Here is a 17904-nt window from a genome sequence, read left to right as displayed (position 1 = left end):
TTTATTGGCGACTGATTTACCCAAAACTGATTTATCCAAAACAACATAGTTACCCGCGGTTTAGTTAGCAAAACTGAGTTACATAATGGATTAACCACGGGATGAATGACACCAGTCGCGCTTTAGCGCACTGAGTAAAACATAAAAAACACACGAAAGGACGCACGAATATGGACAAGCTTGAGGCATCAAGAAATATACGGGCAGTGATTGAAAAAAGCTTACCCGTGAGCACGTCACCCCTTGCCATATTCACTTACCAGTGTTGGGTAAAAACCAGCGCAGCTGGGCGTGTGTTCCATTATAAAACTGATCGAGAAGATACCTATTTCGCGGTGGATATTAATTCACTGGGGCATATTGAATGCGTGATTAATACCACCTTACTGCGGGTAGAGGCAATATCAACCTTAGGTGGACTCAACGATGGCCAGTGGCACTTATTAACTATTTGCCACGAATACCATGAAATCAGTTGTTATGTGGATGGTGAAATTACCCATACACAGCTCAATAATCTGTCACTGGTTGCCGACAATGAATTTTTAATTGAAAACGTGTCTTTACCGAATCACAGTGACACACATTTCAATGACGAAATATTTGCCATCACCTTGCTCAGCCGATTATTAACCCGAACCGAAATCGTCGACTATTATCGTAATCCAGCGCAACAGAAATCAATTACCGAAAATAACCTTTACATTTATCAGCATCAAGATACGCATAATTTCCGCGATGAAAACTTTATTCCACTCAAAAGACAAAAAGTATTACTGGTTATATTTAATGACACTGAACATCAATTTATAAAAAGTACTGCGGATAGCAACACCTATAATCAACAGCTGCCAAAGATTATTCCGCCCCACGAACGCCGAGCTTATATTATTGAGTGCGACTATAACACTTGGCCTAATTTTAATTATGTCGTTAATTACGCGGCGAGCAACCAAGCGGATATCACACTCAATATTGAAGTGTTTAAATCGCTGACGGCCTATCGCTCGAGCATTAACGTGACCGTCGCAAATGAACTCGAACGGGATTGTTTGATTATTCAATCGACCGAAGAAGAATTAAGTGCAGAAGTACGTATTAGTGAAAACGTAGTGATCACCCAAGCCAAAAACTTTGTTAACTTTATCAATGAAGTTCGCGCACACATTCCGGCCGACAATATTATTACCAGTGGCCATTATTATAGTGAACAGCAATTCTCGGTCAGCACGGGTAAGCAAATGATTGCCTACCAACAGGCTTGCCAGCTGTTCAACCGCAGGTTACAAAAAAAACCTCTGGCGATCATCAAATGCACTTCCACTGAAGAAGTCAAAACCGCCTATAAAGCGGCCATCGATTATAACTTGCCGATCAGCGTGCGCTCGGGTGGGAATGATCACGAAGGAGAAAGCACTGAGACCAATACCATAGTGTTGGATCTGCTGAAGATGAATAGCCTCACTTTAGATCCCATCACAGGTATTGCGGCCATTGGCCCAGGCAATCGCTTTATCGAACTCACCACAGCCCTTGCAAAAAAAGGCGTGATGATCCCCCATAGTACGAGCGGCTGCGTTGCCTTAGCGGGATTTATTATGGGAGGCGGCTCAGGACCTTGGACCCGCAAATACGGCATGTGCTGCGAATCCCTATTACAGGCAGAAATTGTCCTCGGTATTGGTGAAACCCAAGTCGTCTCGGTTGCCAATAAACCTGAGTTACTCTGGGCGCTCAAAGGTGGCGGCGGGTTAAGTTACGGCATAGTGACCCGCTTTTTTGTGCAAACCTTTCCACTACCGCCAAGCCTTATCAAGTTTGAGTTAGAGTGGAATTGCTATGATAAACAAACCCATGAAATCATTGAGCACACCCCAACAAAAGACATTTTACAGCGCTGGGAAGCCATCATAAATGCCGACAGCACTGGCTGTTTGGTTGGCACTAATCTCAAGATAAATGCCAAAAATTTCCCCGCAGAACAACACAAAACGCCAGACATAGACACAGATTCGATTAAGCATAACTGCTTGATGTATGGTTTTTGGGAGGGCAATTCCGCCAGCCTAAACCACTTTATCCAGACACAATTTAATGAATTTGGCCTAGTGCCCAATGATATTCGCATTGAGGGTATGGGCGGACTCACCAAAGCCTACGGTGAAAACCTAATGCCCTGTTGGGAAAGGGAATCTTTTCATCATCTGCAAGCTGACTTACAAGGCATAAGCCGCTCACCTAATCCAACCGATGTGGATGAACCCGCGCCCCATAAAGTCACCTCACGCTTAGTCAATCAAACGGGGCTAAGGGATGGTTATAAGCCACTGCTCGAAAGCTTAACTTCGCACTATGTGCTCGAAGGCAATCGCCAATTGGGGCTATTTACCTATGTTACCCTTGGCGCCATTACGGGCGATTACTATCGCACTATGGGTGAAGAGCAAAAGCGCCGCAGCGCCTTCCCCTACAAGGACAGACAATACACGATTCAATATCAAACTTGGTGGAATAACGCCCTGCAAGAGAAACAACAATTGCAGGATAGCCAAGTGTTTACTCGCATTAATCGTGCGCTCGATTGGATTGATGCCAGCCGAAATTATGACATCCCCAACACCTCAGGCGCTTTTATCAGCTTCAAAGATAAGGCCATCCCCACTGATGTGTACTTCGACCATAACTACGCCGCGTTAAAACGGATTAAAGCGGCCTACAGCCAAGATAGCTTTAACCATTTCCGCTCACGTAAAAGCATTATTTAGTTAATACACTGACATAGCCTAGGGTGAGTTTTTAGGGCAAAATCGACGCCGTCCACAGGACGGTGTCGATTTTGCCCATTATTTCTTTGCCGAGAAACTCACCCGCTTAAGCATGGCAAGCGTAGTGCTCGCGCTGATGGGCTTTATCAGTCAGCGCAAAGTGCGGGTTGCAAGCGAGTAAGCCACAAGGCTTCGCCGAGACGGCTTTAGACAACAGAACTTTAACTAACAGAACTTTTACCAACAGAAGCCAAGTAGCTGAAATAATATGAAGAAAATAGTGTAAGCTCGACAGAGGATTGATTGAACATTTAACTCAAGATATACGACTAAGACTTAGGATCAGGAGGTCAAATTGAGAAAGCTACTGTTAGTCATTAGTATATTTTTGCTCAGCGGTTGTTTAGGCATGCCTAAGTTGGTTCAACCCGTTAATGATTTTGAGCTGAATAAATACTTAGGTAAATGGTACGAAATTGCACGATTAGATCATTCATTCGAAAGAGGCTTAAGCCAAGTTAGCGCAGAATACAGCCTGAAAGAGGATGGTGGTGTTAGGGTCATTAACCGTGGATTTTCCGCGGCTAAAAATGAATGGAAAGAAGCCGAAGGTAAGGCCTATTTTGTGAATGGGGACTCAGAAGGCTATTTGAAAGTCTCCTTCTTTGGGCCATTTTATGGATCGTATGTGGTCTTCGAATTAGATCATGAAAACTATCAATACGCTTTTATATCGGGACCCGACACAGGTTATTTGTGGCTATTGGCTAAAACCCCGACTGTGCCACCCGAGGTGTTGCAAAAGTTTGTTGAAATGTCTAAAGCACGCGGCTTTGATACCGACAATTTGATTTATGTGCAGCAAGAGTCAGCGCCCTAACGAGTGCCGCCAATGCGCTAAAATCGAGTGCGCGAAAAGCTAATCGCTAGATAAAAGACAACCAATGGATACAAAAACGCCGCAATGAATCGCGGCGTTTTTATTGATGCTGCATTTAGCTGCACTGTATTTAAATGCATGTATTTAAATGCATGTATTTACACATGCAGCTAAATAACAAATAGCGTTAGACTTCAATGCCTTTGCTGGCAAGGAACTCATCGTAAGTGCCTCTGAAGTCATTCACGCCTGTGTGAGTCACTTCAAGGATACGGTTTGCCAGCGACGATACGAATGCACGGTCATGACTCACGAAAATCAAGGTGCCTTCATACATTTCCAGCGCGTTGTTCAATGATTCGATCGATTCCATATCCATGTGGTTGGTCGGTTCGTCGAGCACTAAAATATTGGCTTTTTGCATGATGAGCTTGCCGAATAACATACGGCCTTTCTCACCACCAGACAGCACTTTGACTGACTTTTTAATGTCGTCAGAGCCAAACAACATACGGCCTAAAATGCCACGTACCGATTGGTCGTCATCTTCTGGTTTGCGCCATTGGCTCATCCACTCGAACAAGGTCATATCGTTAGCGAAATCAGACTCATGATCCTGTGCATAGTAACCAATGTTGGCGTTTTCAGACCATTGGATAGTACCTGCATCCTGCGGGATATCGTGGATCAGGGTACGTAACAGGGTCGTTTTACCGATACCATTTTCGCCCAGTACCGCAATGCGCTCGCCCACTTCAACAATCAAGTCTAAGTCTTTAAATAGTGGCTTATCGTAACCTTTAGTTAGGTTTTCAATCACTAAAGCATTACGGAACAGTTTCTTCTCTTGCTCGAAACGAATGAAGGGGTTCACACGGCTAGAGGCTTTGACTTCGTCTAACTTAATCTTGTCGATTTGACGGGCACGAGAGGTGGCTTGTTTGGCCTTAGACGCGTTAGCCGAGAAACGTGCTACGAAGGTTTGCAGCTCAGAGATCTGGGCTTTTTTCTTCGCATTATCAGACAATAAACGCTCGCGAGCTTGAGTCGCCGCTTGCATATATTCGTCGTAGTTACCAGGGTAAACGCGCAGTTCGCCGTAGTCTAAGTCAGCCATGTGCGTACAGACTGAGTTTAAGAAATATCTATCATGCGAAATAATAACCATAGTACTGCTACGTTGGTTCAACATGTCTTGCAACCAACGGATAGTGTCGATGTCCAAGTTGTTGGTAGGTTCGTCGAGCAGCAGCACGTCTGGATCAGAGAACAGGGCTTGTGCAAGAAGCACACGCAGTTTTAAACCCGGGGCGATTTCAGACATCAAACCAAAATGGCTTTCAATACCGATACCTACACCTAACAGTAATTCACCGGCACGAGATTCGGCGGTATAACCGTCCATCTCAGCAAAATCCATTTCTAGGTTGGCAACGGCAATACCATCTTCTTCACTCATTTCAGGCAAAGAATAAATACGGTCGCGTTCTTGTTTTACCTTCCACAGTTCGCGGTGACCCATGATCACAGTATCGATCAGGTTGAATTCTTCATAACCGAACTGGTTCTGGCTTAGTTTACCCAGACGCTCATTCACATCTAACGAAACGTTACCGCTGCTAGGGTCTAGATCACCACACAGGATCTTCATGAAGGTCGATTTACCACAGCCATTTGCGCCGATAAGACCGTAACGGTTACCACCGCCAAATTTAACTGAGATGTTTTCAAACAGTGGCTTAGCGCCGAACTGCATGGTGATATTTGCTGTTGTGATCAAAATGAACTTCCAAATCGAGTAATGTTGGCCGAGCCAGCTGGCGCCGCTTAAGTAAGCATAAACCAAATAACGCTATGCCGAAGGGGTAAAAATAAACGTGGCACTATAGCAGTTTGGGCTAAATTATCAACTACCAAGGCCAATCTAAAGCCAGAGTAAGTGCCAAAATCGCCCCACTATGCCAGCGTGAGAAGCGTAATTAATTTTATCCTATTGGCTTAGCTTTCAATGTATTCGAACAGAATGACAATCTGATGACCCTTAGCGTTGCACTGCTTGCCAACGCTAAGGGCTTATGTGAATAGTAAAGACTACAACTTCTGCCGTCTTAAGCGGTTGGCGTTCGTCACCACAGTCAGTGAAGACAAGGCCATGGCAGCCCCCGCAATCACAGGGCTTAATAACATGCCCGTGAGTGGATAAAGCACGCCCGCCGCAACCGGAATACCCAAACTGTTATACACAAAGGCGCCGAACAGATTCTGCTTAATATTGGTAATCGTCGCCCGCGATAATGCCAATAAGTTAGCAATCACTATCAACTGCTGAGACAACAAGGTGATATCCGCACTTTCAATCGCCACCTCAGTGCCTGATCCCATCGCAATCCCCACATCGGCGCTCATCAGGGCGGGCGCATCGTTAATGCCATCCCCAACCATAGCCACCACATGCCCTTGTTTTTGCAAATCCAGCACATGCTGTTGTTTTTGCTCTGGCAGTACGCCAGCAATCACTTCGGTGATGCCTACTTGGTCGGCCACTGCCTGCGCCGTTTGTGGGTTATCCCCCGTTAACAGCACGACGCGAATCCCCCTTTGCAGCATGGCCGCGATGGCGTCTTTCGCATCGGGTTTAATCGGATCGGCAAGCGCGATAGTGGCCACTAACTTGCCCGCTTTGGCGACATAAATCGGGGTTTTACCTTGATTTGCAAAGCTTAATGTCGAGTTAGAATCTAAGGCACTGCCATCGGGATTGACAATCTCCAAAGCTGTCATCAAGGCGAGATTACCAATCGCCAGCGATACGCCATCGACCTTGCCCTCAATCCCCTTACCTTGATGGTTCGTAAATGCCTGTGTGTCGAGTAATTGTGACAGGGATCCCTTGGCATAACTGACAATTGCCCCCGCTAAAGGATGCTCAGAGTGCTGCTCAAGGCTCGCAATCTCGCCCAGCAAGGTTTCTTTGTCGGCATCACTCAGCGTTTGCACTAAAGTAAAATCAGTGACCTGCGGCTTGCCTAAGGTGACAGTGCCGGTTTTATCCAGTACCACACAATCGACTTTACTGGCGGTTTGCAAGGCCTCGCCATTTTTAACTAACACGCCCATTTGGGCGGCGCGGCCAACAGCCACCATGATAGACATAGGTGTCGCCAGCCCCAGCGCACAGGGGCACGCTATGATGAGCACACTCGTCAGCACCACTAACGCATGGCTTAAGGCGGGTGCTGGCCCCACAAAATACCAAATTGCCGCTGCCAACAGCGCTATCGCCACCACAGTCGGGACAAATACCGCTGAGATTCTGTCAGCCAATCGACCTATGGGCAATTTTGACGTTTGTGCCTGTTGCACCAGTGCAATGATTTTGGCGAGTTTAGTATCTTCTTGCCCCGCTGTTACTCGGTAAACTAAGCTGCCGTTGCCATTGACTGTGCCCGCGCTCAGACTATCTCCCCGATTTTTAAGCACGGGAATAGGCTCACCTGTGAGCATGGCTTCATCGAGTAGGGATTGTCCTGTTTCGACCTCACCATCAAGGGCAACTCGGTCACCGGGGCGCAAACGCAGCTTATCGCCCAGTTTCAACTGACTTATCTCAACCTTTTCATCCCCCTTATCTGTAATACGAATCGCAGTGGTGGATTGCAATCCAAGTAATCGCTGCACCGCTTCGCTGGTTTTGCCCCGCGCTTTAAGCTCGAGTCCATGACCTAAGTTAATCAAACCTAGAATCATCACACTCGCCTCAAAGTACACATGGCGGGTATCCATAGGGAATGCGCTCGGCATAATGACCACCAGCATGGAATAAGCCCATGCCGTACTAGTGCCCAGCACAATCAGCGTATCCATATTGGTGGTTTTGGCTTTGAGCGCCCGCCACATACCTTGGTAGAAATGTCCGCCCGTGGTGATGAGTAAGGCCAAAGTGACCAGTCCCATAATGCCCCAGCCAAGCTGCATCGCTGGACTGTTGATCATCATCTCGCCGCCCAATAATCCCCACAGCATCATAGGCACGCCCACAACGAGCGCGGCTATGGCTTGGCGCATCCGCAAACGATACTCGGCGGCATCTTCAAGGCGTTTTTCTTCGGCGGCGACTTTTGCATCCACTACTATCTGCGCCGGATAACCTGCATTTTCCATCACAGTTAAGGCAGTATCGGCGCTCATCTTACCTTCTACCGTCACTTGTTTATCGGCGAGATTCACACGCGCTTCGACGCCCGCTTGGGCGGCAAACGCCTTTTCAATTTTCGCAACGCAGCCAGCACAATTCATATTGGCGACATAGAGTCTGGTCATAGACATGGGAGATCCCTCACTTGATGTTTTACACTATAGGTCTAAGATAAAGTCTCCCATTGCGGGAGAGTCAAGGATGAATTTGCTCAATGTGATCACATCGACAATTAATTGCTGGGCGAAAGGGATAAGACCATTCAGTTACTCAAAGAAGAGGTCAAGATGAAGATAGGCGAAGTGGCGAAACAAACAGGCTTGAGTGTTAAGAGTATCCGTTATTACCATGATATTGGCTTAGTGTGCGGCGAGCGCAATGAGGCAGGTTATCGGGTTTATCGCCATCAAGATATTGAAGCGCTTAAGTTTGTGCATCAATGTCGCGACTTAGGTTTTAGTCTAGAAGATTGCAAATCCTTGCTTGGCCTTAAGGGCAATGAAAGCCGTAATGCCGAGGACGTTAAGCAGCTTACCCAAACTCACCTTGCCTATGTCGAAGAGCAAATTAATAAGTTGCAACAGCTTAGGGCGCAATTACACCACATGGTGACCCTATGCCAAGGCGGCGAACAACCTCATTGCGCCATTATCGATAGCCTGAGCCACGAGGACCACGATACTGACGATGACAAGTGCCAAAAAGACCAAAGCCTGCACGATGCAGGCTCTGAGTGTTGCGCTAAAAACCTGAAGTAATAACGACAAATAAGATCAATAACCACGAGTTGCGCGGGGATGACCTTTCAAGACGGGCGGCTTTAACGCCGCAGCATTATCCAGCACCAGTGTGGCCAATTTGCCCGCGGGAATGAAGTTAAACACTTGGCCATAAAATGCGAGTTCGGTCTCTAATCCTGCGGCCCTGTGCTCGGGTTTCCAACCGCCGTGTGGCTCATCTTGATAAGCGATATAAGCCGTTGGCACGCCTCTCACTTTTAAGGCCTCATAAATTTTTCGCGACTGCTGTGGCGGCACAATTTGATCCCGCAGACCTTGAAAAATTAACAAGGGCTCATTCAAGCCTTCAAGATGATACAGCGGCGACAGCTCCCTATATCGGGCTTGATTATTCGCATAAGGCCCAATGAGTTGATCTAAATACCCAGTCTCAAACTTATGGGTACTCTTGGCTAGCTGTTCAAAATCACTGATCCCCGCGTAACTGACACCCGCTTGAAACACATCATAAAAAGCCAAGGACGACATCACAGTTAACCCACCAGCGCTTACGCCTCGAATCGCCAGCTTTTGTCCATCAACCCAGCCTTTATCAACCAAATAACGGGCCGCATTGACCGCATCTTCCACATCGGCCTGGCCCCATTTTCCGTAAATACTTTGACGATAGGCACGGCCAAAACCACTGCTACCGCGAAAATTAACATCGAGCACCGCAAAGCCACGGCTGGTCCAAAATTGAATATCACTGCGATAAGCCAAACTCGCTCGCGCCGTTGGACCACCGTGCAGCATCACGATGAGCGGCGGACGGGTATCATGGGGCGCAGTATAGTTGGGGTTAACTGGACCATAAAAATAACCGTAGGCTTGCTGGTTAACGCCGGTTTTAAAGGTAATATTTTTTGCCCGAGAAATATAATTGGGGTCTAGCTTTGGCAAGCTAGGCGTATACACCAACTCAGTGCCGCGGCCGATGACCTTATAAATGCCCTTCTCTGGCGTCGCCTTAGCACCCACAAAATAGACGGCATCTTCGCCTCTGATCACTTGGGTAATTTCGCCGAAATCGACAGCTAAGGACTCGGTCAAACCCGAATCCAAATGCAGCCGGATTAGCGCCGCCTGACTGCCAAGCATATAACTGGCAATAATGGTTGTTTCAGATTCGAAGGCGTAGTTGTGATTACCTAAATGCCAATCAGCCACGGCAAACTCGGCTTTTTTGCTCAGCACAGGGGCTAAGGTATTTTGTGCTGTGACTCGATAGATATTCCACCAGTTACTGATATCTGATACGACATACAATTGTCCATCAGGGCTGAATAATGGCTGCGTCACGGAAGAATCTGTAGGCGTGTTGACCTTACGAATATTGTGTAATTGCCCTTTACGGTCGAGATCGCCAAGCCAGAGAATACTGCTGTCCCATGGCATGTAGGGATGTTCCCACGTGATCCACGCCAGTTGGCTATTATCGGGCGAGATGGCGGGCGAAGAAATAAAATCATGCCCCGAGACAAAGGTATCACCTTCGCCAGCAAAGTTAAGATTGATTGTTACTAGACTCGCCTTGGGCTCACCGGGCTGGCGATGATCCTCACGCACACAGATAATTCGCGATCCTTTGGGATAAGCAATACAGTCGGCATGACGGGTGCCATTGGGCGTTAACGGCAACGGAGGTTGATTAGGAGCGAAACGATAAAACAGTTGGTCCTGTGCCTTAGTGGCAAACAAACTCTGACCTATCCCTAAAAAGGCGGCGCCGCCGTATTCATGGACGGTGGATTTAACATTAAAGCTTGGTGGTACAACGTCAGTGATATTACCCTTTTTATCGAGACGCTTAATCCCTACTTGACCTTGTCTATCACCATCGGCTTCAGAAAAATAAATCGCCCCATCTACGCTTTGCAACTCGGCCACATTATCGGCCTGTTCAAATACCTCATTTGCCGATAAGGGAGACAGCCAACTGCCATAGGGCGCAATGATACGCCCACCATTATCACTTAGATGCGGTGTTTCTTTGTTCGAGCGCTCGCAAGCCCCCAAACAAAACAAACTCCCAAGCACCCATAAATATCCATGTAACTTCATTGTTTCTCCCCAATGTTTGCCAACTTCACAAACCGAAACAAAATAGGAACGTACGAAAATTGGTTATTTTTTAAATTTTTTTAAGAACCAATTTACCACTTGCACTTGCTGTACTTGCGTTAAGCCAAAATAAATACACACCCAAGGTGAGATAAGGAAAAACCACGGGATCACGGCCACGGAGCGACCACTGAAGAGCAGAAAAAAGAACCCGCAATAGATCACAATCAACCCTAAGACACCCACGATCAACATCATGCGTTTAGTGATTTTCTCAAGCCAGAGGGCTTTATCCTGCCAAGACATCCGGATGTTAAGCTCCATTACATGCGACAACATGTATGTAAAGTTATGTAAAAAAACGGGAGGGCGATTGTTGAAGGTTAACAACTAAATGTCAACTCCAACAGTAAAATCTAAATAAATCCAAAGACTGAGTTTAAAAAACCACTATGTTTCTTTACGCAATAAAAAACCGAGCCTCGGCTCGGTTTTTATGAATATCAATAAGATACCGCCATTATAGACGGATACCACCATCAATTTCGAACACGCGACCATTGACATAGTCGTTCTCGATAATAAAGCGTACGGTAGAGGCTATCTCGTCGGCATGACCCAAGCGCCCTACTGGCACTAGCTTCTCTAAACGCTCCAGCGCCTCAGGTTTCATTGCCGCTGTCATCTCAGTAGCAATAACGCCCGGTGCAACCGCGGCACTACGGATATTGTAACGCGCTAATTCCTTCGCCCAGCCAACAGACATGGCCGCGACGCCTGCTTTTGAAGCGGCATAGTTCGACTGACCCATGTTGCCTGCTTTCGCTAAGCTAGAGATATTAACAATCACGCCCGCTTGACCGGATTCAATCATGGCCGCTGCCGCTTCACGACCGCAGAGGAAGCTACCCGTCAAGTTCACATTGATCACAGATTGAAATTGCTCGAATGACATACGGTCGGTGACTTTGCCGTCTTTGGCCTTGACTAACAGGCCATCGCGCAGAATACCGGCGTTGTTCACTAACACGTTAACTTGGCCAAAGTCTTCGAGAATATAGGCAAAACCTGCCACGACGTCTTCTTCGTCGGTAATGTCTAAGGCATAACCTTGGACTTCAGTGTCCGATCCAAGCTCAGCGCAAGCTCGCTCGAGTTTTTCTTGGTCCACGTCGATAAGCGCTATCTTAGCACCCGCCTGCGCAAAATTTTGCGCCATTGCCAGACCTAAGCCACCCGCGCCGCCAGTAATGACGACAACCTTATCTTTTAAATCCATCTGGTTATCCCTTGTTAACTATGTCTATTTTTTAAGTTGTGCAAATTGTTCAAAAATACTGGAAAAATCTCGGCGGCCGTTGCCTTGTCTTGCATGATTAACATACAAGCTGCGGGCTAAAGCGCCCATTGGCGTGCTGGAGTTGCTCAATAATGCGGCTTCTTGGGACAGACCGAGATCTTTAACCATCAAATCTACCATAAAGCCGCCCTGATAGCCCTTAGAAGAAGGTACAGTCTCCATCACACCTGGGCAGGGATTGTACTTCTCTAACGTCCAGTTGCCACCACTGCTGACCTTCATAATGTCGGACAAGACTTTAGGATCGAGACCATGGTCAATGCCCATTTGCAACGCCTCTGAAGTACCGACCATCAACACAGATAACAGCATGTTATTGCAGATTTTAGCGACTTGTCCCGCACCTGGGCCACCGGCGTGGAATATGTTCACCCCCATAGCTTTCAGCACTGGCTGACCCCGCTCAAATGCGCTATCGGAACCACCACAAATAAAGGTTAAAGTGCCCGCCGCCGCGCCTGCAGTGCCGCCAGAAACCGGTGCATCCATAAACTCTATGCCGCTTTTAGCCGCTTCGGCCGCCACTAATTGCGCGCTTTGCGCATCTATGGTCGAGCAATCGATCAGTAAAGTATCACCCGCAACGACCTCGAGCAGGCCTTTGTCTGTGCCATTGCCTAAATATAAATTTTTCACATGCTTACCCGCAGGCAGCATAGTGATCACTACATTGGCACCCGCCGCCGCGCCGCAAGCCGTACTAGAAACAAAGGCCCCTTGCTCGGCAAGGCTTTGCATGGCTTCTGGGACTAAATCAAATACGCGAACCGTCATGCCCGCTTTTAATAAATTGGCTGCCATTGGGCCGCCCATATTACCTAAACCGATAAATGCTACTGTACTCATGCTGTCACTCCTGTGTGCTGTTCTCTTTTTAGTGTAGTGATACTGCTAGTATGTTGATTATGCTGTCGTTATCACAGAGTAAAGCGAACTTGGCTGAGCCTATACACTCAGCACTATTCAAGTCCGCGCTAATCAAGTCAACGCTTAGCCAACTCTATGCACAATTAACTCAACGCTTAGCTCAGTTGGCTAAAGGGATGCGCCTCGCCCCAAGGGGAAGTCAATATTTGCTCAAGTACAGCGGTAGGCACTGAGCTAAAATCCTTAAAGCGCCACTGGGGTTGTCTGTCTTTATCAATCAAGAGTGCGCGAACCCCTTCGCAGAAATCACCATGGGCACACACGTTAACGCTGACGGTTAATTCCCATTTAAAACATTCAGCTAGGCTTAACTTAGTACCAAGTTGTGATTGGATATTAACCAGATGCCAGCTGATAGGACTGCCTGCAAGGAAGGTATCGCGCGCCTTCATTAACCAAGCATCTTCCGAGGCTAATGTCGACATACGCATGACGATATCCTCCAAGCTGCCTGCCATCAGTCGATCGATATTATCTTGGCTATCCGCCAATACACTTTCGCCCTTCGGGATATCCACTTGATTAGATAACTCGTTGATCATGCTATCTAAGCGTTGATGATTAAGCGCAGGTGTATCGCTCCAATCTAAGGTGGCCATGGCATCGAACATCAGTTCTTTGTCGTCACGGTTCAGGTAATGATCCGCAAGGCCCACATAACAGGCATCGGCAGCATTGAGTTGATAGGCAGTGAGCCCTAAAAACAGTCCCATTTTGCCCTGCATGCGATTAAGGAAATAACTGCCGCCCACATCGGGGTAAAGGCCAATCGTCACTTCAGGCATAGCAATGCGCGAAGTTTCGGTAACGACTCTGTGGCTCGCGCCCGCCATCAAACCGAGCCCGCCGCCCATCACAATCCCATCGCCCCACACCAACACAGGTTTGCCAAAGGTATGCAGTAGATAATCGAGACGATATTCCTCTTCGAAGAAAACCTTCGCCTCCTCAGTCACTTGTCCCTTCGCGGCAATGGATGCATGGTATAAAGCACGCACATCACCCCCCGCACAAAATGCCTTCTCACCGCTGCCATCTAACACGATACAAGCGATAAGTGAGTCTTTCTTCCATAGATTGAGCTGCGCCGTCATAGCGCGCACCATGTCTAAATCTAAGGCGTTGAGGGCTTTTTCCACATTGAGTGTCACCACCCCAATCAACTTACCGGACGCGGTGGCTAAGGTTTGAAACACCACGTTTTGCGTGGTCGTGGCCTGATTTACCTTATCTACTACATTAGTCATTAGCGGTTCTTCCAATCAGCTTTACGTTTGCCCAAAAACGCATTCACGCCTTCGGCCTGATCTTCGGTATCAAATAACCCGACAAATAATTCACGCTCAATCGGCAGCGCTTGGCTACGCGCCATAGTGCGGCCCGCTTGAATGAGTGTCTTGCACGCGGTGACGCTGCTTGGGCTTTGGTTGGCCACTTTCGTTGCAAGGGCAATTGCCGCATTGAGCGCTTCGCCCGTTTCAACCACTTCTTCAACTAAACGCAGATTCAAAGCCTGAGTCGCATCGACGCGCTCACCGCATAAAATAATCCGTTTAGCCCAACCTTCACCGACTAAAGCGGTCAAATTCTGGGTGCCACCCGCGCAAGGTAATAAACCCACTGTCGCTTCAGGCAATGCCATTACAGCTTGGATTTCAGCGATACGAATATCGCAGGCCAGTGCGACTTCTAAGCCGCCGCCCATGGCATAGCCGTTAATCGCGGCAATCGATACACCGCGAAATTGACTTAGGGTTTCAAAAGCTTCGCCAAAGTGCTTTGCCATCGTCGCCGCATTGCCTTTGTCGCCGTCACTAAACAGCTTTAAATCGGCACCGGCAGAGAAAAACTTTTGCCCTTGGCCCGTTAACACTAAGGCATAAATTTCTTTATTCGCGTTCAGCTCAAGCACTTTGGCTTTGAGCGCCTGCAAACTCTCGGCGGTCCAAGTGTTTGCCGGTGGATTATTCATCGTCAGAATGGCCGTATGGCCTTCGATACGTTCTACTAAATATTCCATCTATATAGACTCCTTTTATGTTATCGCCAACCGATAAGTCACACTGCTTGCGAGTGGACTTAGAGGATTTGTCCTGCGTTTTCATCGAGTAAACGACGGGCGATAATTAAGCGCATAATTTCGTTGGTGCCTTCTAAAATTTGGTGTACACGCACATCACGGAAATGACGTTCCAGCGGGTACTCCCTTATATAACCATATCCGCCATGAATTTGCAGCGCCGCATCACAGACTTGAAAGCCCACATCGGTGGCAAAACGCTTCGCCATGGCGCAATAGGCAGTGGCTTCAGGATCGCTGCTGTCGAGTTTAAAGGCCGCAAGGCGCACCATTTGGCGGGCTGCGACTAATTCTGTCGCCATATCGGCAAGTTTAAATTGCAATGCTTGGAAAGCCGCTAACGGTTTACCAAATTGCTGACGCTCATTCATATACTGAGTTGCACGCTCCAGCGCCGCTTGCGCAGTGCCTACTGAACAGGTCGCGATATTGATACGTCCGCCGTCTAAGCCTTTCATCGCGAAGGCAAAACCTTGGCCTTCTTCACCGAGCAAATTCGCGACTGGCACGCGCACGTTTTCAAAGGTGATTTGGCGGGTCGGCTGGGCATTCCAACCCATTTTATCTTCAGCTTTACCGTAGATAACGCCAGCGGCATCTGCTGGGATCGCAATCGCTGAAATACCCTTAGGTCCAGCTTGGCCTGTGCGGCACATCACTACCAATAGCTCGGTAGCGCCCGCTCCTGAGATAAACATCTTCGAGCCTGAAATCACATATTCATCGCCGTCGCGCACCGCTTTGGTTTGCAAAGATGCGGCGTCCGAACCCGCACCCGGCTCAGTTAAACAATAGGACGCTAACATTTGCCCTGTGGTTAACGGCTCAGACCAAGTCTGACGCAGGGTTTCAGTTCCCCAAGTTGTCACCATCCAAGTGGCCATATTGTGAATGGTCAGCATGGCCGTGGTCGCGGTGCAGCCCTTGGCGAGCTCTTCAAAAATAATCGAAGCATCAAGGCGCGATAAGCCCATGCCACCTTCAGATTCTGGCGAATAGAGTGAGCAAAAACCCAGCTCACCGGCTTTTTGGATCACGTCTTTGGGGAAATGATGTTCTTCATCCCACTTAGCCGCGAAAGGCGCTAACTCATCTGCGGCAAATTGGCGCGCCAGATCGGCAAACTGGCGTTGGTCATCATTGAAATTAAAATCCATTGGGCTCTCCTATGACTCTGTGGTCACTTTTTTATTGAATAAATTGGGCGCCGTGAAGACGCCGTGGTTTATCGATTAATCACTGAGCTTCATCACTGAGCTTCATCACTGAGCTTTGCGTACGAGCTTAGCGTAGATTAATGCTCATGTTTGGCGTAGACGCCACGGCGATATCGGACTCGAACCAGCGAGAAGTGATGGTCTTAGTCTCGGTATAGAAACGCACCGCTTGTTTACCGTAAGCATGTTGATCGCCGTAGAAACTGCCCTTCCAACCGGTAAATGAGAAGAATGGCAATGGCACAGGAATAGGTACGTTAATCCCCACTTGGCCGACTTCGATTTCATGCTGATATTTACGGGCCGCAGCGCCGCTGGCAGTAAAGATAGACGTGCCGTTGCCATACGGGCTGGCGTTGACTAATTCGATGGCGGCTTCTAATGAGTCTGATTCCATGCAGCACAATACAGGGCCAAAGATTTCTTCCTTGTAGATGCTCATGTCGGTAGTGACTTTATTGAACATGGTTGGGCCGATCCAGTTGCCTGACTCATAACCTTCCACAGTAAAATCGCTGCCATCGAGTAAACACTCGGCGCCTTCATCAATCCCCTGCTTGATAAGCTTCAGCACCCGCGCCTTAGCGGCTGGGCTGATAACCGGGCCATAACCTGCTTCTTTATCGTCCCATAAACCTGGGCGAACCTTGGCTAAGGCTTCTTTTAACTCTGGGATCCACTCTTTAGCGGCGCCAACAAACACGGCAACCGAAATCGCCATACAGCGCTGACCCGCCGCGCCCACAGAGGCGCCAACTAAGTTATTGATCACTTGCTGTTTGTTCGCATCTGGCATGATAACGCAGTGGTTTTTCGCGCCCGCAAAGGCTTGTACGCGTTTTAAGTTATCGGTACCGGTTTTATAAATATATTGGCCCACAGCCACAGAACCGACGAAGGAAATCGCTTTAATCGCAGGGTCTGCCAGCAGAATATCGACGGCAGTTTTGTCGCCATGCACTAATTGCAATACGCCCTTAGGTGCGCCCGCTTCAACAAACAGTTCAACAAGGCGCTGCGGCGTCATAGGATCTTGTTCTGAAGGCTTTAAAATGAAGGTGTTACCGCAGGCAATCGCCAGTGGGAACATCCATAACGGGATCATCGCAGGGAAGTTAAATGGCGTAATACCGGCACACACACCGAGCGGTTGGGTGTAGCTGTAAGTATCAATTGAACGCGCGACGTTCTCGACGGTTTCGCCCATCAATAATGACGCTACGTTACAAGCGTGTTCAGCGACTTCGATACCGCGCCATACATCGCCCTTGGCATCCTCGAAGGTTTTACCGGTTTCCTTTGCAAGAATGGTCGCCAGTTCGTCGTGATGTTCTTTTAGCAGATGTTGATAACGCAACATGACGCGCGCACGTTCAGAGACTGGCACTTCTTTCCACGTTTTGAAAGCGGCTTTGGCGCTAGCAATGGCAGCGTGAACTTCTTCGCTCGTAGCAGCATTAATCACGGCAATCGGCGAGTTATTCGCGGGATTGGTGACAATAATCTGCGATGTGCCCGTACCTTGGGTAAACTCACCGTCAATGTAATGCTTTACTTGTGTGGTCATGTTGCAATCCTTTCCTTGTAGAGTGATGGGCTGGCGGTGCGATATTATGATTATCCTCAAGGGAAGTGAT

13 protein-coding genes are annotated in these 17904 nt (G+C 48.1%); 3 read left to right on the top strand and 10 right to left on the bottom strand.

From position 1 onward, the window contains the following. The first annotated feature begins 170 nt into the window (after positions 1 to 170). Entirely contained in the window at positions 171 to 2765 is a 2595-nt protein-coding gene (locus tag AYJ58_RS10460; protein WP_106650069.1) for an FAD-binding protein, read from the top strand. A 355-nt stretch (positions 2766 to 3120) separates the two neighbouring features. Further along, positions 3121 to 3645: a lipocalin family protein gene (locus AYJ58_RS10455; RefSeq protein ID WP_106650068.1), complete on the top strand. Its 525-nt coding sequence runs from the start codon at positions 3121 to 3123 to the stop codon at positions 3643 to 3645. A 187-nt stretch (positions 3646 to 3832) separates the two neighbouring features. Here the strand turns inward: AYJ58_RS10455 and AYJ58_RS10450 are convergent, their stop codons facing one another. Then, on the bottom strand, positions 3833 to 5425 hold the full coding sequence (locus AYJ58_RS10450; RefSeq protein ID WP_106651801.1) for an ABC-F family ATPase: 1593 nt from the start codon (positions 5423 to 5425) through the stop codon (positions 3833 to 3835). A gap of 311 nt (positions 5426 to 5736) precedes the next feature. Further along, positions 5737 to 7971 (bottom strand): heavy metal translocating P-type ATPase, encoded by a 2235-nt coding sequence (locus AYJ58_RS10445; RefSeq protein ID WP_106650067.1) that lies wholly within the window; start codon positions 7969 to 7971, stop codon positions 5737 to 5739. A gap of 156 nt (positions 7972 to 8127) precedes the next feature. On the opposite strand from AYJ58_RS10445, the gene AYJ58_RS10440 reads away from it, so the two are divergent. Further along, positions 8128 to 8598: a MerR family DNA-binding protein gene (locus tag AYJ58_RS10440; RefSeq protein ID WP_106651800.1), complete on the top strand. Its 471-nt coding sequence runs from the start codon at positions 8128 to 8130 to the stop codon at positions 8596 to 8598. Positions 8599 to 8613: 15 nt separating this feature from the next. On the opposite strand, the gene AYJ58_RS10435 is transcribed toward AYJ58_RS10440, so the two are convergent. From AYJ58_RS10435 to AYJ58_RS10400, 8 genes are all read right to left on the bottom strand, one after another. After that, positions 8614 to 10683, bottom strand: coding sequence for a S9 family peptidase (locus AYJ58_RS10435; protein WP_106650066.1), 2070 nt, complete (start codon positions 10681 to 10683; stop codon positions 8614 to 8616). Positions 10684 to 10746: 63 nt separating this feature from the next. Continuing rightward, on the bottom strand, positions 10747 to 10989 hold the full coding sequence (locus tag AYJ58_RS10430) for a hypothetical protein (RefSeq protein WP_006081033.1): 243 nt from the start codon (positions 10987 to 10989) through the stop codon (positions 10747 to 10749). 214 nt (positions 10990 to 11203) lie between these two features. After that, on the bottom strand, positions 11204 to 11962 hold the full coding sequence (locus tag AYJ58_RS10425) for an SDR family oxidoreductase (RefSeq protein WP_106650065.1): 759 nt from the start codon (positions 11960 to 11962) through the stop codon (positions 11204 to 11206). 24 nt (positions 11963 to 11986) lie between these two features. Next, positions 11987 to 12889: a 3-hydroxyisobutyrate dehydrogenase gene (gene mmsB, locus AYJ58_RS10420; RefSeq protein ID WP_106650064.1), complete on the bottom strand. Its 903-nt coding sequence runs from the start codon at positions 12887 to 12889 to the stop codon at positions 11987 to 11989. Between the two features lie 176 nt (positions 12890 to 13065). Beyond that, positions 13066 to 14217: an enoyl-CoA hydratase/isomerase family protein gene (locus AYJ58_RS10415; protein WP_106650063.1), complete on the bottom strand. Its 1152-nt coding sequence runs from the start codon at positions 14215 to 14217 to the stop codon at positions 13066 to 13068. Then, positions 14217 to 14990 carry an enoyl-CoA hydratase gene (locus AYJ58_RS10410; RefSeq protein WP_106650062.1) on the bottom strand — a complete coding sequence of 258 codons (774 nt, stop codon included), beginning with the start codon at positions 14988 to 14990 and terminating at the stop codon, positions 14217 to 14219. Before AYJ58_RS10410 ends, AYJ58_RS10415 begins: the two co-directional genes overlap by 1 nt. Positions 14991 to 15049: 59 nt before the next feature. Continuing rightward, on the bottom strand, positions 15050 to 16207 hold the full coding sequence (locus tag AYJ58_RS10405; RefSeq protein ID WP_106650061.1) for an acyl-CoA dehydrogenase family protein: 1158 nt from the start codon (positions 16205 to 16207) through the stop codon (positions 15050 to 15052). 127 nt (positions 16208 to 16334) lie between these two features. Then, entirely contained in the window at positions 16335 to 17834 is a 1500-nt protein-coding gene (locus AYJ58_RS10400) for a CoA-acylating methylmalonate-semialdehyde dehydrogenase (protein WP_106650060.1), read from the bottom strand. Positions 17835 to 17904 lie beyond the last annotated feature (70 nt).

Origin of the sequence: Shewanella sp. Pdp11 (assembly GCF_002838165.1) — a bacterium.
GTDB classification, from domain to species: domain Bacteria; phylum Pseudomonadota; class Gammaproteobacteria; order Enterobacterales; family Shewanellaceae; genus Shewanella; species Shewanella hafniensis.
Note: the sequence above shows the minus strand (reverse complement) of the source record. Positions and strands in the feature narration are given on the sequence as shown.